This window comes from Streptomyces sp. NBRC 109706 (assembly GCF_000974485.1).
Taxonomy (GTDB): domain Bacteria; phylum Actinomycetota; class Actinomycetes; order Streptomycetales; family Streptomycetaceae; genus Streptomyces.
The window spans coordinates 80,633-105,798 of the sequence record NZ_BBOM01000004.1; the positions used below are offsets into that span (position 1 = coordinate 80,633).

27 protein-coding genes and 1 tRNA gene are annotated in these 25,166 nt (G+C 71.2%); 18 read left to right on the plus strand and 10 right to left on the minus strand.

Annotated elements, in window-relative coordinates; all coding sequences use genetic code 11:
• The first annotated feature begins 153 nt into the window (after positions 1-153).
• Both AOM46_RS00330 and AOM46_RS00335 read left to right on the plus strand, forming a co-directional pair.
• Positions 154-2,568 (plus strand): immune inhibitor A domain-containing protein, encoded by a 2,415-nt coding sequence (locus tag AOM46_RS00330; RefSeq protein ID WP_078856341.1) that lies wholly within the window; start codon positions 154-156, stop codon positions 2,566-2,568.
• Positions 2,569-2,785: 217 nt separating this feature from the next.
• Positions 2,786-3,106: a hypothetical protein gene (locus AOM46_RS00335; protein WP_062203837.1), complete on the plus strand. Its 321-nt coding sequence runs from the start codon at positions 2,786-2,788 to the stop codon at positions 3,104-3,106.
• 20 nt (positions 3,107-3,126) lie between these two features.
• Here the strand turns inward: AOM46_RS00335 and AOM46_RS00340 are convergent, their stop codons facing one another.
• Positions 3,127-3,717, minus strand: a complete 591-nt coding sequence (locus tag AOM46_RS00340) for an isochorismatase family protein (RefSeq protein ID WP_062206163.1) — start codon at positions 3,715-3,717, stop codon at positions 3,127-3,129.
• Positions 3,718-3,790: 73 nt separating this feature from the next.
• Positions 3,791-5,131: a nicotinate phosphoribosyltransferase gene (locus tag AOM46_RS00345; RefSeq protein ID WP_062206166.1), complete on the minus strand. Its 1,341-nt coding sequence runs from the start codon at positions 5,129-5,131 to the stop codon at positions 3,791-3,793.
• 123 nt (positions 5,132-5,254) lie between these two features.
• Between AOM46_RS00345 and clpS the strand changes: the two genes are divergently transcribed.
• The 11 genes from clpS to rdgB all read left to right on the plus strand — a co-directional run bounded on the left by clpS (position 5,255) and on the right by rdgB (position 13,916).
• Positions 5,255-5,548, plus strand: coding sequence for an ATP-dependent Clp protease adapter ClpS (clpS, locus tag AOM46_RS00350; protein ID WP_062203840.1), 294 nt, complete (start codon positions 5,255-5,257; stop codon positions 5,546-5,548).
• Positions 5,548-6,153, plus strand: coding sequence for a DUF2017 domain-containing protein (locus tag AOM46_RS00355; protein WP_062203843.1), 606 nt, complete (start codon positions 5,548-5,550; stop codon positions 6,151-6,153). The genes clpS and AOM46_RS00355 overlap by 1 nt, the downstream gene beginning before the upstream one ends.
• 58 nt (positions 6,154-6,211) lie before the next feature.
• Positions 6,212-7,846 carry a sodium:alanine symporter family protein gene (locus AOM46_RS00360; protein WP_062203845.1) on the plus strand — a complete coding sequence of 545 codons (1,635 nt, stop codon included), beginning with the start codon at positions 6,212-6,214 and terminating at the stop codon, positions 7,844-7,846.
• Between the two features lie 69 nt (positions 7,847-7,915).
• The gene (locus AOM46_RS00365; RefSeq protein ID WP_062203848.1) at positions 7,916-8,383 is read left to right on the plus strand and encodes a Mov34/MPN/PAD-1 family protein; all 468 of its coding nucleotides are present in this window, start codon (positions 7,916-7,918) and stop codon (positions 8,381-8,383) included.
• A 249-nt stretch (positions 8,384-8,632) separates the two neighbouring features.
• The gene (locus AOM46_RS00370) at positions 8,633-8,911 is read left to right on the plus strand and encodes a MoaD/ThiS family protein (protein WP_062203851.1); all 279 of its coding nucleotides are present in this window, start codon (positions 8,633-8,635) and stop codon (positions 8,909-8,911) included.
• On the plus strand, positions 8,911-9,861 hold the full coding sequence (locus AOM46_RS00375; RefSeq protein WP_062203854.1) for a PLP-dependent cysteine synthase family protein: 951 nt from the start codon (positions 8,911-8,913) through the stop codon (positions 9,859-9,861). Before AOM46_RS00370 ends, AOM46_RS00375 begins: the two co-directional genes overlap by 1 nt.
• 65 nt (positions 9,862-9,926) lie before the next feature.
• A complete protein-coding gene (gene rodA, locus AOM46_RS00380) occupies positions 9,927-11,126 on the plus strand; it encodes a rod shape-determining protein RodA (protein WP_062203857.1) in 1,200 nt (399 codons plus the stop codon).
• A gap of 136 nt (positions 11,127-11,262) precedes the next feature.
• Positions 11,263-12,018 (plus strand): MBL fold metallo-hydrolase, encoded by a 756-nt coding sequence (locus AOM46_RS00385; RefSeq protein ID WP_062203860.1) that lies wholly within the window; start codon positions 11,263-11,265, stop codon positions 12,016-12,018.
• A 70-nt stretch (positions 12,019-12,088) separates the two neighbouring features.
• Positions 12,089-12,817 (plus strand): ribonuclease PH, encoded by a 729-nt coding sequence (rph, locus tag AOM46_RS00390; RefSeq protein ID WP_062203863.1) that lies wholly within the window; start codon positions 12,089-12,091, stop codon positions 12,815-12,817.
• 57 nt (positions 12,818-12,874) lie between these two features.
• On the plus strand, positions 12,875-13,249 hold the full coding sequence (locus tag AOM46_RS00395; protein WP_067225788.1) for a hypothetical protein: 375 nt from the start codon (positions 12,875-12,877) through the stop codon (positions 13,247-13,249).
• A gap of 67 nt (positions 13,250-13,316) precedes the next feature.
• Entirely contained in the window at positions 13,317-13,916 is a 600-nt protein-coding gene (gene rdgB / locus AOM46_RS00400; RefSeq protein ID WP_062203869.1) for an RdgB/HAM1 family non-canonical purine NTP pyrophosphatase, read from the plus strand.
• 36 nt (positions 13,917-13,952) lie between these two features.
• Here rdgB and AOM46_RS00405 read toward each other — a convergent pair whose 3' ends face one another.
• The 4 genes from AOM46_RS00405 to bcp all read right to left on the minus strand — a co-directional run bounded on the left by AOM46_RS00405 (position 13,953) and on the right by bcp (position 16,850).
• Entirely contained in the window at positions 13,953-14,633 is a 681-nt protein-coding gene (locus tag AOM46_RS00405) for a class F sortase (RefSeq protein WP_062203872.1), read from the minus strand.
• The gene (locus AOM46_RS00410; protein WP_062203875.1) at positions 14,630-15,478 is read right to left on the minus strand and encodes a hypothetical protein; all 849 of its coding nucleotides are present in this window, start codon (positions 15,476-15,478) and stop codon (positions 14,630-14,632) included. Before AOM46_RS00410 ends, AOM46_RS00405 begins: the two co-directional genes overlap by 4 nt.
• Positions 15,479-15,589: 111 nt before the next feature.
• Positions 15,590-16,369 (minus strand): HAD-IIA family hydrolase, encoded by a 780-nt coding sequence (locus AOM46_RS00415; protein WP_062203877.1) that lies wholly within the window; start codon positions 16,367-16,369, stop codon positions 15,590-15,592.
• Positions 16,370-16,382: 13 nt separating this feature from the next.
• Complete coding sequence (gene bcp / locus AOM46_RS00420) at positions 16,383-16,850, minus strand: thioredoxin-dependent thiol peroxidase (protein WP_062203880.1); 468 nt, start codon at positions 16,848-16,850, stop codon at positions 16,383-16,385.
• Positions 16,851-17,069: 219 nt separating this feature from the next.
• Between bcp and AOM46_RS00425 the strand changes: the two genes are divergently transcribed.
• A complete protein-coding gene (locus tag AOM46_RS00425) occupies positions 17,070-17,393 on the plus strand; it encodes a DUF3618 domain-containing protein (protein WP_062206169.1) in 324 nt (107 codons plus the stop codon).
• Positions 17,394-17,466: 73 nt separating this feature from the next.
• On the plus strand, positions 17,467-17,769 hold the full coding sequence (locus tag AOM46_RS00430; RefSeq protein ID WP_062206172.1) for a co-chaperone GroES: 303 nt from the start codon (positions 17,467-17,469) through the stop codon (positions 17,767-17,769).
• Here AOM46_RS00430 and AOM46_RS00435 read toward each other — a convergent pair.
• Both AOM46_RS00435 and AOM46_RS00440 read right to left on the minus strand, forming a co-directional pair.
• Entirely contained in the window at positions 17,766-20,201 is a 2,436-nt protein-coding gene (locus AOM46_RS00435) for a transglycosylase domain-containing protein (protein WP_062203883.1), read from the minus strand. The two genes, AOM46_RS00430 and AOM46_RS00435, sit on opposite strands and share 4 nt — an antisense overlap.
• A 227-nt stretch (positions 20,202-20,428) precedes the next feature.
• Positions 20,429-21,700 (minus strand): SGNH/GDSL hydrolase family protein, encoded by a 1,272-nt coding sequence (locus AOM46_RS00440; protein WP_234313571.1) that lies wholly within the window; start codon positions 21,698-21,700, stop codon positions 20,429-20,431.
• Between the two features lie 205 nt (positions 21,701-21,905).
• Between AOM46_RS00440 and AOM46_RS00445 the strand changes: the two genes are divergently transcribed.
• Positions 21,906-23,243: a DUF445 domain-containing protein gene (locus AOM46_RS00445; protein WP_078856344.1), complete on the plus strand. Its 1,338-nt coding sequence runs from the start codon at positions 21,906-21,908 to the stop codon at positions 23,241-23,243.
• Between the two features lie 79 nt (positions 23,244-23,322).
• A tRNA-Leu gene (locus AOM46_RS00450) sits at positions 23,323-23,407 on the plus strand.
• Positions 23,408-23,468: 61 nt separating this feature from the next.
• Here AOM46_RS00450 and AOM46_RS00455 read toward each other — a convergent pair.
• A complete protein-coding gene (locus AOM46_RS00455; RefSeq protein WP_062203890.1) occupies positions 23,469-23,897 on the minus strand; it encodes an OsmC family protein in 429 nt (142 codons plus the stop codon).
• Between the two features lie 140 nt (positions 23,898-24,037).
• Between AOM46_RS00455 and AOM46_RS00460 the strand changes: the two genes are divergently transcribed.
• Complete coding sequence (locus tag AOM46_RS00460) at positions 24,038-24,352, plus strand: antibiotic biosynthesis monooxygenase (protein WP_062203892.1); 315 nt, start codon at positions 24,038-24,040, stop codon at positions 24,350-24,352.
• Positions 24,353-24,374: 22 nt separating this feature from the next.
• On the opposite strand, the gene AOM46_RS00465 is transcribed toward AOM46_RS00460, so the two are convergent.
• Positions 24,375-25,163, minus strand: coding sequence for an IclR family transcriptional regulator (locus tag AOM46_RS00465; RefSeq protein WP_062203895.1), 789 nt, complete (start codon positions 25,161-25,163; stop codon positions 24,375-24,377).
• Positions 25,164-25,166: the final 3 nt, after the last annotated feature.

Here is a 25,166-nt window from a genome sequence, read left to right on the forward strand (position 1 = left end):
CATCCGCGCAGGGGTCACGGGCTGATCGCCCGGATCGCGGGAGCGGGATCGGCCGTCGCTTCGCTTGACGGAAGGCTGACAGGCGCCTGCAAAACGTTAGTTGGCCCCTGAGTTTGAATCAAGGTCTGTCTTTTTCTGTCTTACTCATGTCAAATGCGTCCCGATAGATCACTGCGTGCGCAGGGGAGGACTGGCGAACAGGTGAAGCTAGGAAAGAGATCCACAAGATCCACAACCGTCGCCGTGGCCACGGCCATTGCCGCGTTGGGCGCGGCGGCTCTGGTGCCGGTCGGTACCGCGCAGGCCAACACGCCGGCGGACGACATCGACGTTCCGGTGGAGGACCAACGCTTCGGCGCCGCACCGGAGTTGGAGAACCCGCTGGCCGAGAAGCGGGAGGCGCAGAAGCAGCAGGCCTTCCAGGCGCTGATCGCCGGTGACGCCAGCGCTCAGGCCCTGGCCGGCTCCGAGGTGGTGGAGCTGTCCGACGGTGAGTTCGTCGAGGTGGCCACCACCGGCACCGACAAGATCTTCACCGTGCTGGTGGAGTTCGGCGACGAGGTGCACCCGGTCTACGGCGGTGAGCCGGGCCCCCGGGTCAACGAGATCGCCGAGCCGGACCGGGAGCACGACAACACCACCATCTGGCAGGAGGACTTCGGCCGCGAGTACTACGAGGACATCTACTACTCGGAGGACCCGGACGTCCCGTCCGTCAAGCAGTACTTCGAGGCGCAGTCCTCCGGCCGTTACACCGTCGACGGCCTGGTCACCGACTGGGTCCGGGTGGACTACAACGAGGCCAGGTACGGCACCAGCATCTGTGGCAGCAACGTCTGCCAGGAGGTGTGGGACGTCGTCGCCCACGGCGTGAACGCCTGGTACGAGGACCAGCTCGCGGCCGGTGTGCCCGAGGAGGAGATCCGGGCGACGCTCGCCGAGTACGACGTCCAGGACCGTTACGACTTCGACGGCGACGGCGACTTCAACGAGCCGGACGGCTATCTGGACCACTTCCAGATCGTGCACGCCGGCGAGGACGCCTCGGCCGGCGGCGGCGCGCAGGGCGACGACGCCATCTGGGCGCACCGTTGGTACGCGTACGCCGACCAGATCGGGCTCAACGGGCCCGAGGACAACCCGGCCGGCGGCACCCAGATCGGCGACACCGGCATCTGGGTCGGCGACTACACCATCCAGCCGGAGAACGGCGGAGTCGGCGTCTTCGCCCACGAGTTCGCCCATGACCTGGGGCTGCCCGACCTCTACGACACGGCGGGCGGCGAGAACGGCACCGCCTTCTGGTCCGCGATGTCCTCCGGCTCCTGGCTGGGTCTCGGGGACGGTGCCATCGGCACCCTGCCCAACGAGATGGGCTCCTGGGAGAAGCTGCAACTCGGCTGGCTGGACTACGAGGTGGCGCAGGCCGCCACGCGGTCCACGCACCGGATCGGCGCGTCCGGGAACCAGTACCCGGAGGCGCGGCGCGGCCGCGGCGACACGCAGGCCGTGATCGTCGAGCTGCCGTCGAAGACCGTCACCCACGAGATCGCCGAGCCCGCCGAGGGCGAGGCGCAGTGGTGGAGCGGCTCGGGCGACGACCTGAGCAACACCCTGACCCGCACGGTCGATCTGACCGGCGCGGAGACCGCCTCGTTGGACCTCACCGGTTGGTACAGCATCGAGGAGGGCTACGACAACCTCTATGTCGAGGCGTCGACCAACGGCACCACCTGGACGCCGATCGACGGCACCGCCGACGGTGAGCCGCTGCCCCAGGACAGCGCCGGCCGCACGGTGATCACCGGCGTCTCGGACGGCCATGTGGCCCTGTCCTTCCCGCTGGACGCCTACGCCGGCGACAGCGTCGACATCCGGTTCCGCTACCAGACGGACGGCGCGCTGACCGAGATCGGCTTCACCGCCGACGAGATCACGATCAGCGTCGACGGCGAGGTCGCCTTCAGCGACAACGCCGAGGACGGCGAGGGCGATTGGGAGGCCAACGGCTTCTCGATCGTGGGTGCGTCGATCACCGACGACTACCCGCAGTACTACATTCTGGAGAACCGCCAGTACACCAACTTCGACGCGACGTTGGAGAACGGTCCCTACAACTTCGGTTGGATCACGGACCGGCCGGACTGGGTGGAGCACTACTCCTACGAGAACGGCATGTTGGTGTGGCTGTGGGACACCTCGCAGACCAACAACAACACCAGCCAGCACCCGGGCGAGGGCCTGATCCTGCCGGTGGACGCGCATCCGACCTCGGAGAACTGGGCCGACGGCTCGACCATCCGTAACCGGATCCAGTCCAGGGACGCCACCTTCGGCCGCTCCGCGACCGAGAAGCTGACGCTCCATCTGGACGGCGAGCCCACCACGCTGCGCAGCCAGCGCGGGGAGCGGACCTTCGACGACCGTCGTGGCGAGTACTGGGACGAGAGCAACCCCGGCAACAGCGTGATCGTTCCGGACACCAACACCAAGATCACGGTGCTCTCGGAGCCGCGCAACGGTTCCCAGCCGATCACCGTCCGGGTGGGTCCCAGCGGTCGCCGCTGAGTCCCACACGGAACGTGGTCATCCGTTGGCCTTCCGTCGATATCTGACGGCTGCTGATGTGACCCACTAGAAAACCGCAGGTCAGAGTACGTATCGGCCGCCGCCCCTCGACGGGCGGCGGCCGATGGCGTAAGGATTGGCTGTAAGAATTGGCGGAAGGATCGGCGGAGGGATGCTGAGTCCATCCTCGAAGGAGAACGACCGGGAAAGGTGTCTGATGGCCGACGGAGGGTTTGTGCGGCTGCCCGATGGCAGCGTCGTCGTCGCGCTCACCGTGCCCAGGCCCGACGCGTCGGGCCGGCCGGTGCGCGTGCTGGTCCACGCGGTGAATCGCCCCAGGGCGCTGACCCGGCTGCGTAACCTCGGCCTGCGCGCCGTCTACCTGCGGGGCAACGCCGCCCCGCCGACCCCGGACGAGATCTCGGCCGTGCTGCACCATCCGGAGGGCGTGGTGTGGCGTTCCGCGCCCTGCGATGTCACGGAGCGCTGGCATCCGATGACGCATCTCTTCCGCCGGCCCAGCCGGCTGGCCTCCTGAGGCCGGGGGCGGCCCGGGGCTCAGGAGCGCACCGTCGGGGTGCCGGTCAGCTCCACGCCGGCCTCGGCGAGCTGGGCCAGCGCCTGGTCCACGGTGGGCTGGGCGACGCCGGCCGTCAGGCTCAGCAGCACCCGGGTGGTGAACCCCTCGCCGGCCGCGTCCAGCGCGGTGGCCCGGACGCAGTGGTCGGTGGCGATGCCGACGACGTCCACCTCGGTGATCTCCCGGGCGCGCAGCCAGTCGGCCAGCCCGGTGCCGGACTCATCGTGCCCCTCGAAGCCGCTGTAGGCGGCCTCGTAGGCGCCCTTGTCGAAACACGCCTCCACGGCGCCGGAGGCGACCGCGGGGGCGAAGTTGGGGTGGAAGCCCACGCCCTCGGTGCCGGCGACGCAGTGCCGCGGCCAGGTGTTCTCGTAGTCGGGCTGCTCGGCGAAGTGGTTGCCCGGGTCGATATGCCGGTCCCTGGTGGCCACCACATGGCGGTAGCCGGCCGTGGCGGCGCCGATCAGGTCGGTGATCGCGGCGGCCACATCGGCGCCGCCGGCGACGGCGAGGCTGCCGCCCTCACAGAAGTCGTTCTGTACGTCGACGACGATCAGTGCGCGGTGCATCGAGACCACCTGTCCATCCCCGTGCGGTTGCCCTTGTGATCCGGTCGGCCCGAGCCTACTGGGCGGCGTGCGGTCATGCCTTCGGCGTGCGGTAGTGCGTCGGCAGCACGGGGTCGCCCTTGGAGAGCTGGGTGGCCGAGAGCGGCAGCCGGGCGCGGGCGCGGACATGGCGTTCCCTGGCCGCGTCCAGCGGTTCGGCGCCCACCGGCTCCCCGTCGCGCATCAGCTCCACACCCAGCCGGCTGTCGGCCAGTTCGGCGGGGATCTCGCCGGTGCCGATCACCTCGGCCTCGGCGACGCCCTGGGCGTCCGTCGGCCGGGCGGCCCATTTGACGCCGGCCACCGACAGCTTGCCGCCCAGCGACTTCTTGGCCACCGGACGCATGGGGGCGTCGGGGCCCTCGCCGTCGGCCCTGGCGACCAGCTTGTAGACCATCGAGCAGGTGGGGTGCCCGCTGCCGGTGACCAGCTGGGTGCCGACACCGTAGGAGTCGACGGGGGCGGCGGCCAGCGAGGCGATGGCGTACTCGTCGAGATCGCTGGTGACCACGATCCGCGCGCCCGTCGCGCCGAGGCGGTCCAGCTGCCGCCTGACCTGGTGGGCGACCACCAGCAGATCGCCCGAGTCGATCCGCACCGCGCCCAGCGCCGGCCCGGCCACCTCGACGGCGGTCGCCACGGCCTCGGCCACGTCGTAGGTGTCCACCAGCAGGGTGGTGCCGGCGCCGAGCGAGTCGACCTGGGCGACGAAGGCGTCGCGCTCGCTGTCGTGCAGCAGGGTGAACGCGTGCGCGCTGGTGCCCACCGTGGGGATGCCGTAGCGGAAGCCGGCGGCCAGGTTCGAGGTGGCGGAGAAGCCGCCGACATAGGCGGCCCTGGCGGCGGCGACGGCGGCCAGCTCATGGGTGCGCCTGGCGCCCATCTCCATCAGCGGCCGGTCGGCGGCGGCCACCGCCATCCGGGAGGCGGCCGCGGCCACCGCCGAGTCGTGGTTGAGGATCGAAAGGATCACGGTCTCCAGCACCACGCACTCGGCGAAGCTGCCCTCCACCTGGAGGATCGGGGAGCCGGGGAAGTAGATCTCGCCCTCCGGGTAGCCGCGCACGGAGCCGGTGAACCGGAAGTCGGCCAGCCAGTCCACGGTGCGGCGGTCCACCACCTGCTGGCGGTCGAGGAATTCCAGCAGTTCGGGCTCGAAGCGGAAGTTGGTCACCGCGTCGAGCACCCGCCCGGTGCCGGCCACCACGCCGTAGCGGCGGCCCTCGGGCAGCCGGCGGGTGAAGACCTCGAACACCGAGCGCCGGTGCGCGGTGCCGGCGCGCAACGCCGCCTGCAGCATGGTCAGTTCGTACTGGTCGGTGAAGAGCGCGGTGGAGGGCACCGCCACCTGCGGGCTCTGGTGCCTACGGTCCATGACGTCCATGACGCCAGCGTACCCCAGGATCTCGTCAAACTGACGATATCTGTCCGGCGGGCCGCTGCGCAGGGCGTTTGGGTCCGGAGGCGGGGGTGGTGGCAGCATGGGGGCGTGACTGCCATGCCCGTGGAGATCGAACGCACCGAGGAGCGCGCGGCGCCCGACCAGGCGCCCACCCCCGACGTCCCATGGGTCACCGTGGTGCACAACGACCCGGTGAACACGATGACTTACGTGACCTATGTCTTCCAGACGTATTTCGGCTATGCGAAGGACAAGGCCAAGGAACTCATGCTCGATGTCCATCACAAGGGCCGCGCCGTGGTATCCCAGGGCACCCGCGAGGAAATGGAGCGGGACGTGCAGGCGATGCACGGATACGGCCTGTGGGCGACGCTCCAGCGGGACCGCTGATGGCCGGCTACTTCGAGCCGGTGGGCGGCGACGAACGCGGCGCGGCGATCGCTTTGGACGAAGTCGAATGGTCCATTCTGCGGAGCGTCTCGGTGCAGGTTCTGGAGTTGATCGGCCCGGGCCCCGAGGAGGAGGAAGGCGCCGACCCACTGGCCGCGCTTTTCGCCGAGGGGCCGAGTGAACCGCCCAGCGATCCCGCGCTGGCGCGGCTTTTCCCGGACGCCTATCAGACTCCGGACGGCCCGCCGGACGCCGAGGGGCAGCGGCTCTCCGCCGAGTTCCGCCGCTTCACCGAGGGCGATCTGCGCACCCAGAAGAGGGAACGCCTGCTGGAGGTCGTGCGCACCCTCGACACGGCCCGCTCCACCGCCCCCACCGGCGCCGACGGGCTGCTGCTGACGCTGCGCCGGGAGCAGTCGGAGCGCTGGGTCGGCGCGCTCAACGACATCAGGTTGGTCATCGGCGCGCGGCTGGAGATCGAGGACGACTCCACTGTCGAAAAGCTTTTCGAGCTGCCGGACGACGATCCCCGTAGACCCATGGTGTTGGCCTTTCTCTGGCTCGGCGGACTGCTGGAGTCGCTGGTGGAGACTCTTCTGCCGTAACTCGGATTCCCGGATAACCTGACGGTGTTTTCATTTCCTGCACCGTCAGGGGTCTGCCATGGCGAGCGAACACTCCTGGACCGATGAGATCGATCAGACGGTCAACAATCTTTTCGAACCGGTCAGTAACGCGTTGACCCGAGTGGTCTTCTACGAAGTGGGTATCCTCGGCGCCGATTTCCCGCTGATCGTCGCCTGGCTCGCGGTCGCCGGACTGGTCTTCACCGTGGCCTTCGGATGCGTGCAGGTGCGACATCTGCCCCTCGCGCTCCGCATCGTCAGGGGCCGTTACGAGCAGCCCGACGCGCCGGGCGAGGTGAGCCACTTCCAGGCGCTGACATCCGCCGTCTCCGGCACGGTCGGCCTGGGCAATATTGCGGGCGTGGCCATCGCGGTCTCGATCGGCGGGCCGGGGGCCACCGTCTGGATGATGCTCTGCGGATTCCTCGGGATGGCCAGCAAGTTCGTCGAGTGCACCCTGGGCGTCCGCTACCGCGACATCGACGAGCACGGGCGGGTGTCGGGCGGCCCCATGCAGTACCTGCGCAAGGGCCTGGCGGAGCGCGGGCTGCCCAGGCTCGGCGGTGCGCTGGCGCTGCTGGCCGCGGTGATGATCCTGTTCTTCGCCTTCTTCGGCGGGAACCTCTTCCAGGTCAACCAGAGCCTGGAGCAGCTGGTCGCGGTCACCGAGGACCACACCTCGTTCTTCGCCGATTCGGCCGGCGCCCTGCTCTTCGGCGTGGTGGTGGCGCTGCTCGCCGGGCTGGTGCTGGTCGGCGGCATCCGGGCGATCGGCCGGGTCACCAGCCGACTGGTCCCGGCGATGTCGATCCTCTATGTCACCGCCTGTCTGGTGGTGATCGGCTGCAACGTCACCCAGGTGCCGGACGCGGTGGCCACCATCTGCCGGGAGGCGGTCAGCCCGGCCGGCGTCACCGGCGGCCTGGTGGGCGCGCTGATCGTCGGCTTCCAACGGGCGGCGTTCTCCAACGAGGCCGGCGTCGGCTCGGCGCCGATCGCCCACTCCGCCGTCAAGACCAGACGCCCGGCCACCGAGGGCCTGGTCGCGCTGATCGAGCCCTTCCTCGACACCGTGGTGATCTGCACCATGACGGCGCTGACCATCGTGGTGGCCGGCGGGCCGCTCTACGAGGAGGCCAGGGAGCGGGCCGTCTCCGGCGCGGAGGTCGAGGGCAACGCGGTGGGCATCTCCATCACCTCGGACGCCTTCGAGACCGCCCTGCCCGGCTTCCCCGTGGTGCTGACCCTGGCCGTCTTCCTCTTCGCCTTCGCCACGATCATCACCTGGGGCTACTACGGGCTGAAGGCCTGGACCTATCTCTTCGGCGCCGGCCGGCTGGCCGACGGCAGCTACAAGGTGCTGTTCTGCCTGCTGGCCGTCGGCGGCGCGCTGCTCTCGCTCGGCACCCTGGTGGACCTCGCGGACGCCTTCCTCTTCCTGGCCGCCGTCTGCAACATCATCGGCCTCTATCTGCTGACCCCGGTGGTCCGCCGTGAACTGCGCCGGGTGCTGGTCTACGTACGACGCCGCGACGCGGGCGAGAGCGACGCGGCGATCGAGGCGGACGAGCGGGCCCAGGACGAGCGGGCCCAGGACGAGAACAAGGGCGGGGACGAGGGCAGGGACGAGGACGAGGCCGACCCGACGGACGGGATCACCCTGGCGAAGTGAGTCCCGGAACACCTCGGCTGCCGGCGCCCGCCTCCCGGTCGGCCCCGAGGGCGTCCTATGGTTGGCCGCATGCTGACCATCACGGCGGAACTGCGCGACCAGATCGTGGCCCACGCCCGGGCCGACCACCCGGACGAGGCCTGCGGGGTCGTCGCCGGACCGGCCGGCACCTCCCGCCCGGAGCGCTTCATCCCGATGCTCAACGCCGCCCGCTCGCCCACCTTCTACGAGTTCGACTCGGGCGATCTGCTCAGGCTCTACCGGGAGTTGGACGACCGGGACGAGGAGCCGGTGGTCATCTACCACTCGCACACCGCCACCGAGGCCTACCCCTCGCGCACCGATATCGCCTACGCCAACGAGCCGGGTGCGCACTATGTGCTGGTCTCCACGGCCGAGTGCGGCAACGACGAGGGGCCGGTCTCCTTCCGCTCGTTCCGCATCGTGGACGAGGTGGTCACCGAGGAGGAAGTGCGGGTCGTGGCGAGTTATCCCCCGGGATCGGACGAGGATCACGCCGGCTCGACCACTGGCTGAACGTCCTCGTTCGCATGCTGAACGCTCTCGATCGCCCAATCGGGAATCGATACGATGACGCCATGGTTCTCCCGGACGTGAGCGGCAGCCGATCACCCGCGCCGCGCGAGGCATGTCCGTACTTCGAGCCGTGTCGTCTCGGTCCGTGTCGCGTGGTGGGCTGACCGGCTGGTCGATCGCACACCGCCGAAGCCGTCCAGCGACGTCCGCCGGACAGACCCCAAGCCCGTCTCTCGTTCTGGAGTCCCCATGGCCATCGAGGTCCGCATCCCGACCATTCTCCGCACCTACACCGACGGCCAGAAGGCCGTCTCCGGCAGCGGGAAGACCATCGACGAGCTCTTCGCCGACCTGGACGCCAACCACCCCGGCATCAGGGAGCGCCTGGTCGACGGGGCCGAGCTGCGCCGCTTCGTCAACGTCTATCTCAACGACGAGGACGTGCGGTTCCTGGACGGCATCTCCACGCCGCTGAGCGACGGCGACAGCGTCACCATCCTCCCGGCGGTCGCCGGGGGCATGCGCTGATGCGGTTCGACCATGCGCTGGCCTCGGTCGGGAACACGCCGCTGGTGCGGCTGCCCCGGCTGTCCCCCGACGAGTCGGTGCGGATCTGGGCCAAGCTGGAGGACCGCAACCCGACCGGCTCCGTCAAGGACCGGCCGGCGCTGTACATGATCGAGCAGGCGGAGAAGGACGGCCGGCTCGTCCCCGGCAACACGATCCTGGAGCCGACCTCGGGCAACACCGGGATCTCGCTGGCCATGGCGGCCCGGCTCAAGGGCTACCGGATCGTCTGTGTGATGCCCGAGAACACCTCGGTCGAGCGACGTCAGCTGCTGTCGATGTGGGGCGCCGAGATCGTCTCGTCGCCGGCCGCCGGCGGTTCCAACACGGCCGTCCGGGTGGCCAAGGAGATGGCCGCCGAGCACCCCGACTGGGTCATGCTCTACCAGTACGGAAACCCGGACAACGCGGGCGCGCACTACGCCACCACCGGCCCCGAGATCCTGGCCGACCTGCCGTCGATCACCCATTTCGTGGCCGGCCTCGGTACCACGGGCACCCTGATGGGCGTCGGCCGCTATCTGCGGGAGCAGCGCCCCGGCGTGGAGATCGTCGCCGCCGAGCCGCGCTACGACGATCTGGTCTACGGACTGCGCAACCTGGACGAGGGCTTCGTCCCCGAGCTGTACGACGACTCCGTGCTGACCACGCGCTTCTCCGTCGGCTCCGAGGACGCGGTGCGCCGGGTGCGGGAGCTGCTGCACCAGGAGGGCATCTTCGCCGGCGTCTCCACCGGGGCCGTGCTGCACGCGGCGCTCGGCGTCGGGCGGAAGGCGGCGCGCGCGGGCGAGACCGCCGATATCGCGTTCGTGGTCGCCGACGGCGGCTGGAAGTACCTCTCCACCGGGATCTACAACGCGGCCAGCACCGAGGAGGCGGTGGCCGGGCTGCACGGACAGCTCTGGGCCTGATCCGGCGACGCCGCCGACATCCGCGTTGACGCTCCGGAGTGGGGTGGACACGTAAGGTCATTTGTGTGACCGTACGCAGCTACCCCACTTCCGTTCCCCCGGCGGGTGAGCAGAGTGTCTGGCGCATCCTCACCGCGCGGGGCTCGCTCGCCAGGCGGCTGGACTGGCCGCTGTTGCTGTCCGCCCTGGTCCTCACCACGCTGGGCATCCTGCTGGTCTACTCGGCCACCAGGAACCGCACCGATCTGAACAACGGCGAGCCCGAGTTCTTCCTGATGCGCCAGCTGCTCAACGTGAGCATCGGCCTGGGCCTTGCCGCGCTGATCGTCTGGTACGGCTATGTCCGGCTGCGGGCCGCCGTGCCGCTGCTCTATCTGCTGTGCGTGGTCCTCTCCCTGCTGGTGCTGACCCCGCTGGGCTCCACGGTCAACGGTTCCCGCAGCTGGCTCCAGCTGGGCGCCGGCTTCGCGTTCCAGCCGTCCGAGCTGGCCAAGATCGTGGTGATCCTCGCCATGGCGCTGCTGCTGGCGGCGCCGGGGACGAACGAACGCCGGCACGGTCCCGACCACCGCACCGTGCTCCAGGCGCTGTTGGTGGCCGCCGTCCCCGCGGCGCTGGTGATGCTCACCCCCGACGTGGGCCAGACCATGGTGCTCGCCGTGATCGCGCTCGGCGTGCTGGCGGCCTCGGGCACCGGCCGGTCCTGGATCGTCGGCCTGGTGACGCTCGCCGTGGTCGGCGCGCTGGCGGTCTGGCAGCTGGGCCTGCTGGACGAGTACCAGATCAACCGGTTCGCCGCCTTCGCCAACCCGGCCCTCGACCCCTCGGGTGTGGGATACAACACCAACCAGGCCCGGATCGCGATCGGCTCCGGCGGGCTCACCGGACAGGGCCTCTTCCACGGCAGTCAGACGCTCGGTCAGTTCGTGCCGGAGCAGCACACCGACTTCATCTTCACCGTCGCCGGCGAGGAACTGGGCTTTCTGGGCGCCGGGTTGATCATCGTGCTGTTGGGGATGGTGCTCTGGCGCGGCTGTCGCATCGCCAGGGACGCGCCCGACCCCTACGGCACCATCGTCGCCGTCGGGGTGGTGGCGTGGGTCGCCTTCCAGACGTTCCAGAACATGGGGATGGCGCTGGGGATCATGCCGGTGACCGGACTGCCGCTTCCGTTCCTGTCCTATGGCGGCTCATCCATGTTTGCCATTTGGATCGGAGTTGGGCTGCTGCTAGCCATTCGTATTCGAACTCTCACCAGAATGTGATCGAAAGCCCCGAGCTGGCCTTTTGTGGCCGCCCACCGGGCTGGTGATTCCGCCCACACCCGGGCCCGGGCCAGGCACCGCCGGCCGGATCGCGACTTAGAGTCGTTCGAACCCCACAGTGGAGGTTCCCCCCTATATGAAGCTCACCGTCGTCGGCTGTTCGGGCTCGTTTCCGTCCGCGGAATCGGCCTGTTCCAGCTATCTCATCGAGGCCGAGGGCTACCGGCTCCTCCTTGACCTGGGCAATGGCGCCCTCGGCGAGCTACAGAAGTACTGCGGGCTCTATGACGTCGACGCCATCGTGCTCAGCCACCTCCATCCCGACCACTGCATCGACATGTGCGGCTACTTCGTCGCCCGCTACTACCGGCACGAGGGCGGCCGACCCGAGCCGGTGCCCGTCTACGGACCGAGCGGCACGGAGCAGCGGCTGGTCACCGCCTACGACGACACCCCAGACGAGTCCTCCATGCGGGAGGTCTTCGACTTCCACACCCTCAAGGCCGACACCACGCTGGCCCTGGGGCCGCTGACCCTGCGCTCCGCGCGGGTGGCCCACCCGGTGGAGACCTACGGGTTCCGGATCGAACACGACGGCCGGTCGCTGTGCTACTCGGGCGACACCGGCAGCTGCGGCGCGCTCACCGAACTCGCCGCCGACACCGACCTGTTCCTCTGCGAGGCGTCCTTCATCCACGGCAAGGAGGACGCCCCCGGGGTGCACCTCAACGGACTGCAGGCCGGCGAGTGCGCCCAACGGGCCGGCGCCCAGCGGCTGGTGCTCACCCATATCCCACCGTGGACCGACGCCCAGGTGAACCTGCGGGACGCCAAGTCCGCCTTCGAAGGACCGGTGGAACTCGCCCGCCCCGGCGCGGTCTACGAACTCTGACACCGCCGCCCCGGACCACCGTCCTGTCACCGGGGAACGGCGCAGGCAGCGGGGCACTAGGCTCGTCGTCATGTCTCGCATCGATGGCCGGACGGCCGATCAGCTCCGCCCCGTGGGAATCGAACGCGGCTGGAGCAAGCACGCCGAGGGCTCCGTACTGGTCTCCTTCGGCGACACCCGGGTGCTGTGCACCGCCAGCGTCACCGAGGGAGTGCCCCGCTGGCGTCGGGGCAGCGGGGAGGGCTGGGTCACCGCCGAGTACGCGATGCTGCCGCGCGCCACCAACACCAGGGGCGACCGGGAGTCGGTGCGCGGCAAGATCGGCGGCCGCACCCACGAGATCTCCCGGCTGATCGGCCGTTCGCTGCGCGCCGTCGTCGACTTCAAGGCGCTGGGCGAGAACACCGTGGTGCTGGACTGCGATGTGCTGCAGGCCGACGGCGGCACCAGAACCGCCGCGATCACCGGCAGCTATGTGGCCTTGGCCGACGCGGTCGCCTGGGCGCGCCGCAAGAAGCTGGTGAAGGGCAGGAACGAGCCGCTGACCGGCGAGGTCTCCGCCGTCAGCGTCGGCATCGTCGACGGGGTGCCGCTGCTCGACCTCGCCTACGAGGAGGACGTCCGCGCCGAGACCGATATGAACGTGGTCCGCACCGGCGACGGCGGCTTCGTCGAGGTGCAGGGCACGGCCGAGGGCGCCCCGTTCCGGCGGGACGAGTTGGACGCCCTGCTGGATCTCGCCGTCGTCGGCTGTGACCAACTGGCCGAGGCCCAGCGCGCGGCGCTCGCCGAGGGGTAGCGAGGGGTAGAAGGTGAGGGCCGGCGGAGGGGCCGCCGGCGGGAGGGGAGAGGGACGATGAAGACCATACGGATGGGCGTCGCCGGCACGCTGCTGGCCGGCGCCGCCGGGCTCGGCACCCTGGGCTGCGATGTCCAACGCGCCCTGGACTGCGCACAGTTGGCCCTGGAAGTGACCAGCAGCGTGGACGCCCTGTCGCGGGCGGTCGACTCGGGCGACCCGGTCGGCTTCTCCGACGCGGCGGACGCCGCGCAGAACGATCTGGACGAGCTGCGGGACGGCTTCTCCGACACCGATGTCAGCGCGGCGGCCGATTCGGTCGCCGAGGCGATCGACAACATCGCCCAACAGCCGGCCGGCAGCGCGCCGGACCTGTCACCGCTCAACGACGCGGTGGGCGAGCTGACTTCGGCCTGCGCCGCGGGCGACTGACGCCGGGCGAGGCGCCGCCGGCGGCCCGGCTCCCGGGCCCCGGTGGCGATGGTCGATAATCGCCGCCATGCAGCGTCTCGTTCTCGCCACCCGCAATGCCCACAAGATCACCGAATTGCGCGCCATCCTGGCCCAGGCCGGGCTCGCGCTGGAACTGCTCGGCGCCGACGCCTTCCCCGAGGTGCCCGACGTCAAGGAGACCGGCGTCACCTTCGCCGAGAACGCGCTGCTCAAGGCGCATGCGCTGGCCCAGGCCAGCGGACTGCCGGCCGTCGCCGACGACTCGGGGCTCTGCGTGGACGTGTTGGGCGGCGCGCCCGGCATCTTCTCCGCCCGCTGGGCCGGCCGACACGGCGACGACCAGGCCAACCTCGATCTGCTGCTGGCCCAGCTCGCCGACGTCCCCGAGGAACACCGCGCCGCCAACTTCGCCTGCGCGGCGGCGCTGGCCCTGCCCGACGGCACCGAACGCGTCACCGAGGGCCGGCTGCACGGCACCCTGCGGTACGCCCCCAGCGGTGCCGGCGGCTTCGGCTACGACCCGATCCTGCAGCCGGTCGACGAGACCCGCACGGTCGCCGAGCTGACCGCCGAGGAGAAGAACGCCATCAGCCACCGGGGGCTCGCGTTCCGCGCGCTGGCCCCCCTCGTCGGCGAACTCCTGTAGGGACGAACTCCTGTGGGACGGGCCGCTGTTGGGGCGTCAGCCGACGCCGGCGCGGGGTTCGACGCCCGTCAGATCGGCCGAGACCACCACATTGGCCGAATAGCCGCCGCGCTCCCGGTCGTAGACGCCGCCGCAGGTGATCAGCCGCAGCTCAGCCGTTCCGGGGGCGCTCGGACCGTAGACCGTCTCCGGGTCGAAGTCCGCGCGCTCCACCAGCGCGACGTCCCGCACGGTGAAGACGGCCACCGAGCCGTCCGCCCGTTCCACCAGGACCGGGTCGCCGGCCTCGACCTCGGGCAGCGCGTGGAACACCGCCGGCGCGCTCTCGGTGTCCACATGGCCGACCAGCACGGCGGCCCCGACGGCGCCCGGCGTCGCGCCGCCCGCCCACCAGCCGACCGCATCGGCCGCGTCGAACGGCGGCGGCTCGACCCCGCCGTCCTCGTCCAGGCCACGGGGCAGCACCTCGGCCGCGACGCCGACGGAGTCGATCCGGACGGTGCGCGGCGGCGCGTCACCGGGGAGCGGCGCCACCGCGCCCGACGGCCCCTCGGCGCTCCGCACCTCCTCCTGCCGGTCGTGGAACGCCAGCCAGGGCAGTCCGGGGCCACCGGTCAACTCCCGTCCCCAGAACCAGAACACGCTCAGCACCAGGGTCCACACCAGCAGCGGGGTCAGCACCCCGGGCGGCCGGGCGCCGTGCCAGGGGCGGCTCACCGGGAGGCTCGGACGCGCGACCGCAGCCGCCGCACGGCGAGCACCGTTACCGCGCCACCGCCGGCCAGCACCGCGAGACCCGAGGGCCTGAACCCCTCGGCGGTCAGCGGCTCGGCGCCGGCCGCGCCACCGCCACCGGCGCGCACCGGCCCGGTCGGCCCGTCCGGCCGATGCCCGCCACCGCGCTCGCAGCGGTCCCCGCCGCCACCCGCGCCACCCCGCTCGTGCTCCGGTTTCTCGGGCTTCTCGGGCCTCTCGTGACCTGGTCTGTCATGCCCCGGCTTCTCATGTCCCGGCTTCTCGGGCTTCTCGTGGCCCGGCCGCTCCGGGGGTTCGGGCCGGTGCGACTCCCGACCGCCCCGGTGGCACGGATCGCCATGGCCCGGACCCTCGCCATGGTCGCCGAAGGTGCCCGGCTCGCCGAAGGTGCCCGGTTCGTCGCCGCCGCCGACGCTGTCCGCCCAGGTGGTCGGCTCACCGCCGCCGACCGAGACCAGTCCCGTCAGCGCCCCGTCCGGATGGCCACAGGTCACCTGCACGGGATGGTCCCCCGGCGGGGTGGTGGAGCTGATCAGCGCCTCGCCGTAGAGCCCGCCGCCGGTGCCCGTGGGAGAGAGCCGCACCTCGGCGGCGAACGCGGCGGAGACGGCGGTGCCCGAGTCGCCGGCGCAGTCCGGCACCCAGAGAGCTACCTCATCGCCGGGGAGCGGCGCCACCGGGGTGACGAGGACCGTACCGCCCTCCGCCGGCCGGCCGTCGGCGGCGCCCGCCGGCGTGACGCCGACGGTGGCCGCCACGGCCGCCGCCGCGCAGAGGGTGAGCGGAAGAGAGCGGGTGATGCCCATGTCGAACCTCCGGGGTGGCTACCCGTCGAAGGTCTCCCGGGGCGTCGCCCACCGCATCCGCTGCCGGCCCGCCTTGGGCCGCTCGGGGGAGAGTTCGCGCCTGTCGGCGGCTCAGATGCGGTCCACCAGATCGGCGATCGAATCCACCACCACCGAGGGCCGGAACGGGAACCGGTCGATCTCGCCCGGCTCCGTCAGCCCCGTCAACACCAGGAACGTCTCCATCCCGGCCTCAAGACCGGCCAGCACATCGGTGTCCATCCGGTCGCCGACCATCGCGCTGGTCTCCGAATGGGCGCCGATCATGTTGAGCCCGGTGCGCATCATCAGCGGGTTGGGCTTGCCCACGAAGTACGGATCGCGGCCCGTCGCCTTGGTGATCAGCGCGGCGACGGAGCCGGTGGCCGGCAGCGCGCCCTCGGCGGACGGTCCGGTGTGGTCCGGGTTGGTCGCGATGAACCTGGCGCCGCCGTTGATCAGCCGGATCGCCTTGGTCAGCGCCTCGAAGCTGTAGGTCCTCGTCTCGCCGAGCACCACATAGTCCGGGGACACATCGCTCAGCACATAGCCCACGTCGTGCAGCGCGGTGGTCAGCCCCGCCTCGCCGATCACAAAGGCGGAGCCGCCGGGGCGCTGGTCGTCCAGGAACTGGGCGGTGGCCAGGGCCGACGTCCAGATGGCGTCCACCGGGACCTCAAGGCCCATCCGGGCCAGCCGCGCCTGGAGGTCACGCCTGGTGTAGATGGAGTTGTTGGTCAGCACCAGGAACGGCATGCCGGAATCCCGCAGCCGCCGGATGAACTCCTCGGCGCCCGGGATCGGCACCCCCTCGTGGATGAGCACCCCATCCATGTCGGTCAGCCAGGACTTGATCGGCTTTCGCATCGACACGCCGCACGACTCCTTAGAGGTCCAGATCCTTGATCAGCTTGGCCACATGGCCCGTGGCCCGCACGTTGTACAGCGCCCTGGCGACCCGGCCCTCCTCGTCCACGATCACCGTGGAGCGGATCACGCCGGTGACCGTCCTGCCGTACAGCTTCTTCTCGCCGAAGGCGCCGTACGCCTCCAGCGTGGCCTTCTCCGGGTCGCTGACGAGGGTGACCCGAAGATCCTCCTTGCCACGGAACTTGGCCAGCTTCTCCGGCTTGTCGGGGGAGACCCCGATCACGTCGTAGCCGGCGTCGGCCAACAGGTCGAGATTGTCCGTGAAGTCGCACGCCTGCTTGGTGCAGCCGGGGGTGAGCGCGGCCGGGTAGAAGTACACGATGACCTTGCGGCCGGCGTGGTCCGCCAGCGAGACCGGCTTTCCGTCGGCGTCGGGAAGGGTGAACGCGGGGGCGACGTCCCCGGGTTGCAGACGCTCACTCATGGCGCGGCTCCTCAGTGTTTCGGCACCGGTCGGGTCGAGGTGTTCCCACGGGGCGCCGATGTGTTCCGGCGGGTTTCGCCGGCTTCCAACGGCTTCCAGAAGGATTGTGCGCCACCCAGCCTAATCGGGGGATCCGACAGGCATCGCCCCGGTGGAGCTGACACACTGTGCCGTAACCCAAGGGCCGTTGACACCCGTGTGGACGATGGAGGCAGCAAGGTGCCGGAAGCAGCCAGGACAGCAGCGGAGATCGAGGAGCGGATCGCCCGCCGGCGCGAGAGCCTCGCCGTGACCCTCGACGAGATCGCGGTCCGGGTGCACCCCAGTACGATCGTCGGCGACGCCAAGGCGCGCGCCGCCGGTGCCGTCGACCGCACCGTCGGCAAGGCCGCCTTCGCGGTCTCCCGGGGCGCCGAGAACGTCCGCGCGCAGCTGGTCTCGGCGGAGGGCGGGCCCCGTCTGGACCGGGTGATCCCGGTCGCCGCGCTGGCCGTCGCCGTCACCGGGCTGCTGGTCCTCTCCTCCCGTCGTCGACGCCGGTAGTCGGCCGGCGTCGACCCTGAGATACGGTCGCCTTGTGAGTTCGCATCCCACCCACGACAAACTGCCCATCCGCATGCTGCACGACCGGGTGTTGGTCAAGGTCGAGAGCGCCGAGGGTGAGCGCCGGTCCACCGGCGGCATCGTCATCCCAGCGACCGCCCAGGTCGGCCGGCGGCTCAGCTGGGCCGAGGTGGTCGCCGTCGGGCAGAACGTCCGCACCGTCGAGCCCGGGGACCGGGTGCTCTACGACCCCGAGGACCGCGCCGAGGTCGAGGTGCGCGGCGTGATGTACGTGCTGATGCGCGAGCGCGATGTGCACGCGGTGGCCGCCGAACGGCTCCAGGGCTCAGACGACTCCACCGGGCTCTACCTCTAGACCTCCGGCTTCTGGGCAAGGTCCTCGTCGGACCCGGGCCCTGGTGTCGGCTCGGTGGCGGGTTCGGTCGTCGGCCCGGCCGTCGGCTCCTCCTCGGCTCCCGTTCCCTCGGCCGCCGCCTCGACGGCGAGCGGTGGCGGGTTGTCGTCCCCGCCGGGCGGGGCGCTCTCGCTTCCGGACGGCTGGCCCGTCGAGGGCGTCGGACGGTCGCTCGCCCCCTCGTCCGGGGTGTTCGGCGACGAGGGCGACGAGGACGGGGTGCCGCCCTCGCCGGTGCCCGGTCCGGTCGACGCGTCCGGGCTGTCGGTGCTGTCGGTGCTGTCGGTGTCTTCGGTGTCGTCCGCGTCGTCGGCGTCGTCCGAATCCTGGTCCTCGTCGCTGTGTTCGCGGCGTTCCGGCTCCCGCAGCTCGAAGGCGGTGGCCGGCTCGCCCTCCAGCGCCGCCCTGGTGTACTGGCCCCAGATGCGGGCCGGGAAGCCGCCGCCGCTGATCCGTTCAAGCCCGGCCGCGCCGTACAGCTCGCGTTGGGCGCCGGTCTCCGGGTCCTGGCCGAAGACGGCGACCACGGTGGCCAGTTCGGGGGTGAAGCCGGCGAACCAGGCGGCCCTGTCGTTCTCCGCCGTGCCGGTCTTGCCGGCGGCCGGCCGGCCGGCGCTGGCCGCCGCCGTTCCGGTGCCGCCGCGCACCACGGCCTCCAGCATCGCGGTCGTACCGTCGGCCGCCTCCCGGGAGATCACCTGGCGGGTCTCGGACCCGGGCAGCTCCAGCGGTTCGCCGTCCCTGGTGATCTCGGAGACCAGCACCACCGGGCGGTGCTCGCCGTGCCGGGCGAGCGTGGCGTAGGCGCCGGCCAGGTCCAGGGTGCTGGGTGTCGCGGTGCCGAGCGAGATGGAGGCGTCGGCCTCCGTCAGCCCCGGGGTGGACTCGGGCAGGCCGAGGGCGACGGCGGTCTCCGCGACCAGCTCGGCGCCGACGTCGACGCCCATCTGCGCGAAGACCGCGTTGATGGACTTGTCCATCCCCTCGCTGACCTTGACGGTGCCGTAGGAACGGTTCTGCTCGTTCTCCGGGGACCAGCCGGTGCCCCGGCCGTCGCGGCCGACCACCTCGCGGCCGCTCTTCCCGTCGTACTCGGTGGACGGGCCGATCAGCTCGCCCTTGTGGGTGCGGGAGTCGTTCTCCAGCGCGGCGGCGTAGACGAACGGCTTGAAGGTGGACGCGGCCTGGTAGTCCCTGCGGGTCGCGTTGTTCACATACTGGTCGACATAGTCCCGGCCGCCGTACATGGCGACCACATGCCCCGTCCCGGTGTCGACGGAGGTCGCGCCGGCGCGCACCCAGGCGTCCCGTTCGCGGTCCTCGCTCAGCGCGCTCTCCAGCTGTTCGTCGACCGCCTGGGTGAGGGCGCGCTGTCGTTCGGGCTGGATGGTGGTGGTGATCCGGTAGCCGCCGCCGCCCAGTTGGTCCTCGTCGACGATGTCGTTCTCGGCGAGGTAGGCGCGCACCGCCTCCACCAGATAGCCGCGTTCGCCGTCGAGCCCGGCGGAGACGTTCGCCTCGTTGGGCTCGGGGAAGTCGAGGCCGGCGCGGTCCCGTTCGTCGAGCCAGCCCTCGGAGACCATCCCGTCCAGCACGTACTCCCAACGGGCCACCGCCCGGTCGTGGTTCTGCGGGTTGCTGCGGACGTCGTAGGCGTTGGGGGAGTTGAGCAGCGCGGCCAGATAGGCGCCCTCGGCCTCGGTCAGCTCCTTGGCGGGCTTTCCGTAGTAGGCGTGTGCGGCAGCCTGGATGCCATAGGCGTTGCGGCCGAAGTAGCTGGTGTTGAGGTAGCCCTCCAGGATTTCGTCCTTGCTCACCTCGCGATCGAGCTTGACCGCGATAAAAAGCTCCTTGACCTTTCGGGTTACGGTCTGTCGCTGATCGAGGTAGTAGTTCTTCACATACTGCTGGGTGATGGTCGATCCGGACTGCCGACCGCCGCCGCGCAGCATGTTCCAGCCGGCCCGCACCATCGCGGAGACGTCCACCGGGGGATCGTGGTAGAAGTCGCGGTCCTCGGCGGCCAGCACGGCGTTTCTGACGTGCTCGGGCACCTCGGCGAGCGGCACGTTCTCCCGGTCGATCTCGCCGACCCTGGCCAACTGGCTGCCGTCCGCGTAGAGATAGACATTGCTCTGGGCCGCCGCCGCCGACTTGGGTTCGGGGATCTCCACCAGCAGATAGCCGGTGATCAGCGCGCCGATCAGGACCACCGTGCCGACGCCGGCCGTCACCAGCGCCAGGCGCCAGCCGGGCAGCAGCCGGCGCAGCCCGGTGCGTGGGCGCGCCGGTGGGACGCCGGCCGGGCGAGGCGCCCAGCCGGGCCACCGACCGGGGCGGGGCGGGTCGGCGGCGGAGTCGTCGCTGCTGGTGGGCGGGCTGTCGTCGCTCATGGGGCCCTCGTCACGACCTGGTGCGGTACGTTGATCTGCCTTGCTGCCATGCTGAGGCACTGTGGGGGGTAACCACTCTCGCACCGTGCGTAACGATGTGCCGGGGTCGGCCATACCGCCGGCGCGTCCGCTGTCCCCCGGACGGGGGCGCCGACTCACCCGTTAGCCCCGCGTACGTGCCCTCCCGCGCGGGTCGTTCGCGGGCGCCGCGCGGTCCTCGGGGCAGCTCAGAGCGCCTGGGCGTCCGCCTCGGTCACCAGCAGGTCGGACAGTTCGACGGCGTCGGCCATGGCCCGGAAGCCGTGGTCGTTGGGGTGCAGCCCGTCGCCCGAGTCGTAGTCGGACAGCAGCAGCTGAGGGGCGGTCGGATCGCTGAGCGCCGCGTCCAGATCGATGACCGCGTCGAAGATCCCGCCGGCCCTGATCTCCTGGTTGACCTGTTGACGCACCGCCTCCGCCTCCGGCGTCCAGCCACGGTGCCCGCCGAACGGGGCCAGCGTGCTGCCCAGCACCCGCAGCCCCTGGGCCCTGGCCTCCTCGGCCGCCTGGCGCAGGCCCCGCACCAGCACCGCCGGATCGGTGACCCGGGGTTCGAGCAGGATGTCGTTGATGCCCAGCTGCAGGACCAGGGTGCTGGCGCCGGGCTGCGGAAGGGCGTCGAGACCGAGCCGCCGCAGTCCGCTGATGCCGTTGTAGAGCCGGTCGGGGGCGCCGTCCCTGAGCAGTCGGTTGCCGCTGATGCCCTGGTTGAGCACCGCGAGTTCCGGCATGTCGGGCTCCGCGCGGAGCCGGCTCGCGAGGAAGTCCGTCCAGCGGCGGTTGGCGCCCGGCGTCGAGGTGATGCCGTCGGTGAGGGAGTCGCCCATCACCACCACGGCGCCGTCGGCGCGGGAGGTGAACACCTGCACGCCGGTGAGATAGCGCCAGACGTCGGCCGACCGGGTGAAGTCGGTCCCGGAGAGCTGGCCGCTGCGGTCGCCGGCGGCGAGATAGCCAGGCTGCTGCGCCATCCGGTGGTAGGTGACCGGGCCCGACGCCTCGGGCGTGTAGAGCGAGACCAGCAGATCGGCCGCGTCGGGCGTCTCCAGCGGCGTCGCGTCGCTGATCGCGGATCCGCCGGGCGGTATGGTCACCCGGGTGCTGTCGCCGAACGTCACCCGGTGCATGGTGCCCTGGTGGGCCGCGGGACCGCCGAGCGCCGACGACAGCGCGACGGTGACGCCGGTGAACGTGACGGGCGCGGTGCCGTAGCGGTTCGACAGCTCGATCCGCACCCCGCTGCCGCCCACCGAGGTGCGCACCACGTTTCTGATCGTCTGGTCGGCCAGGCCGTCCCTGGTGCCCGGCTCGGCGCCGGTCGGCGGGGCGGACCAGGTGCCGACCCAGCCGCCCTGCGTCGCCGGCACCACGTTCGGCGCCGGCGTGGGCGCGGGCGCGGCGATCTCGACCCGTTCTCCCCGCCCCGTACCGATGGCCAGCGCCACCCCCAGCAGGACCACAAGTGCACCCGCGAGTAGGCCGAAAAGCCCTCGCCTGCTGACCTCTCCCACCCGTCGATGATCCCATGCGTCACCCGGGCGGGCGCACCGTCCCGGGGTGGGCCGGGCCACACCGGGCCCACAGCGGGCGCGCCACCCGCCACAATGCGGGGGGAACGACGCGCCGGGTGCTCACCGTCGCGCACGGCGGACGCGGAGGGAGCGGATGACGATTCGGACGCAGGAATCCACGGCGGACGAAGGGGCCGAGGGGGCGGGAGCCGGCAGGAACCCGGGGCCGCTCGGCACGCTCACCCCGGCCGACGAGCTGAAGCGGCGCGGTCTGCGCCGGATGAAGGGCGTGGCCACCGGGCTGCTGGTGCTGGTCGCCGTGGTCTACGCGCTGGCCACCTGGGCGGAGCACAGCGGCGCCGGCCCCTGGGCCGGCTATGTGGCGGCGGCGGCCGAGGCCGGCATGGTGGGTGCGCTGGCCGACTGGTTCGCGGTGACGGCGCTCTTCCGCCACCCGCTGGGCCTGCCCATCCCGCACACCGCGATCATCCCCACCAAGAAGGACCAACTCGGCGAGTCGTTGGGGGAGTTCGTCGGGGAGAACTTTCTCTCCGAACAGGTGGTCAGGGACAAGCTGCGCTCCGTCGAGCTGGGGCAGCGGCTCGGCGACTGGCTGGCGGAGCCGGACAACGCCGACCGGGTCACCGCCGAGTTGGCGACGGCGGTGCGCGGCGGCCTCACGGTGCTGCGCGACGCGGACGTTCAGGAGGTGCTGGCCGAGTCGATCACCCGGCGGGCCGGGGAGACGGAGATCGCGCCGGCGCTGGGCCGGCTGCTGGAGAAGACCATCGCCGACGAGGGGCATCGCCGGCTGGTCGACCTGGTGTTGGACGCCTCGCACAGCTGGCTCACCCGGCACCGGGACGCGGTGCTGGACGCGGTGGCCGGCGGCTCGCCCGGCTGGACGCCGCGCTTCGTGGACCGTCGGGTGGGCGAGCGGGTCTACCGGGAGCTGCTGCGGTTCGTCTCGGAGGCGCGGCAGCAGCCCGACCACGCCGCGCGGTCGACGGTCGACCGGTTCCTGGCCGATTTCGCACAGCAGTTGCAGCACGATCCGGAGACCAGGGAGCGGGTGGAGCGCCTGAAGCGGGACTTCCTGGCCAGGCCGGAGGTGCGGGAGCTGATCGCCTCCACCTGGGGCACGCTGCGCTCCATGGTGCTCACCGCCGCCGAGGACGAGCGCAGCGAGCTGCGGCTGCGCGCCCGCGCGGCGGTGCTCGGCGTCGGCGCGCGGCTGGCGTCGGACGAGCGGCTGCGCGCCAAGCTGGACGGGTGGGTCGCCGACGCCACCATCCATGTGGTCTCCGGCTACCGTTCGCAGATCACCTCGCTGATCACGGACACCGTCGCGGCCTGGGACGCGCCCACCACATCCCGCAAGATCGAGCTGCATATCGGCCGTGACCTGCAGTTCATCCGGCTCAACGGCACCGTGATCGGCGCGCTCGCCGGGCTGGTGATCCACACCGTCACCCGGGTTCTGGGCGGCTGAGGGGCACCGAACGGGACGTTCCCCGTCAACTCGGGGCAGGGGGCCGCGGCCGGCGCGGCCGGTAGAATCACCCGGGTGCGCGGCCGTGATGGAACTGGCAGTCATGCTGGGTTTAGGTCCCAGTGCGCTCTGAGCGCGTGAGGGTTCGAATCCCTCCGGCCGCACGACACGGCGGGGCCCCCGCCGCCCCTGACGGAGGGGTGGCGGGGGCCCCGAACGCGGTGCTCAGCTGAGGAGTTCGGCCTCAAGGGTGATGGGGGCGCCGGCCAGCGCCTTGCTCACCGGGCAGTTCTCCTTGGCGCCGGCGGCGGCCTCCTGGAAGCCCTCCGCCGTCAGCCCGGGGACGCGGGCCTTGACCTTCAGCACGATGCCGGTGATGCCCTGCCCCGGCTGGAAGGTGACGTCGGCCTCGGTGTGCACCGACTCCGGCGGGGTGCCGGCGCCGGCCAGGCCGTGCGAGAGCGCCATCGAGAAGCACGCCGAGTGCGCGGCGGCGATCAGCTCCTCGGGGCTGGTGCGCCCCTCGGGAGCCTCCGCGCGGGACGGCCAGGTGAGCTCGAAGGTGCCGAGCCCGGACGAGTCCAGGTTCACCTTGCCGGCCCCCTCCATCAGGGAGCCTTCCCAGTTGGTCGTCGCGGTGCGTGTGGTTGCCATGGGCGATCCTCCGGAGGAAAACCAGATTGTGGGTCCCCCACACGCTATCGCTGTCGGGTCGCCGAACGGGAAACCCCGGCGGTCAAGCAGACTGCTCCTGAAGGGGGTTTCCCCGTTATGTCGAAGTCGAGGTGGTTGGAATGTCCGTGGTGAAGATCAATGTGTTGACCGTGCCGGCGGAGCAGCGGGAGGAGTTGGAGCGCAGGTTCGCAGGCCGGGCCGGCGCGGTGGAGCGGCAGGACGGCTTCGAGTGGTTCGAGCTGCTGCGGCCCGTGGAGGGCTCCGACCGCTATCTGGTGTACACCCGCTGGCGCAGCGAGGAGGACTTCCAGCGCTGGTCCGAGGGCCCGTCGCGGCAGGCGCACGGCGGCAACGAGGGGAAGCGGCCCGCGGCGAGCGGCGCCGAGCTGTGGTCCTTCGACGTGGTCCAGCAGGCGGGCCCCCCGGCGAGCTGAACCTCCCGGCCCGGCGCCGCTCTCAGATGCTGAGCGAGAGCAGCGCCGAGGCCGCCTGGCGGTTCAACTCCTCGGCGGCACGGCGCAGTCGGTGAGCCTCGCCGATCGGCAGCGAGAGCGCCAGACAGCCCACCGTGGCCCCCGCGGTCAGCGGGACGGCCGCGCACAGCGTGCCCACCGCGTATTCCTGGAAGTCCAGTACGGGCACGGTGGGCGGCTGCCGATCCAGCGCGCTGAGCAGCACCCGGCGGTCGGTGATGGTGCGTGAGGTGAGCCTGGCGGCCCGGTGTCTGGCCAGATGGTCCTGTCGGCCGTCGTGGTCGAGCTGGCTGAGCAGGCATTTGCCGATGGCCGTGGCATGGGCCGCCGAGCGGAAGTCCACCCACTCGTTGACGCCCGGGGCGTCGGGGGTGTCGGAGATCCGCGGCACCTCAAGCTCGCCGTCCGCATAACGCGCCAGGTAGACAGGGGCGTTGAGGGAGTCCCGCAGGGCGTCCAGGGCCCGTTGGAGGCGTTCCTCACGGAAGCGTCGCCGGCCGTCCTCGCCCTCGTCGCCCTCGCCCGAGGAGGGGCCGCCGCTCAGCATCAGCAGCGTCTCCCCGGGGGCGAAGACGCCCTCGATGGGCTCTCGCGCATAGCCCTCGGCGACCAACATGCGCAGCAGCTGGTCCTGTTGGTTGGGCGGGAGTCCGGTGGCCTGCCCCAGCTCGTCGACGCGTATGCCGTCCGGGTGCCCGGCGATCGTCTCAAGCAGCCGCAGTGCGTACCGCACTGAGTGGAACGGGGCCGTGCGCCCGGGCGGTGTCGCCACGTC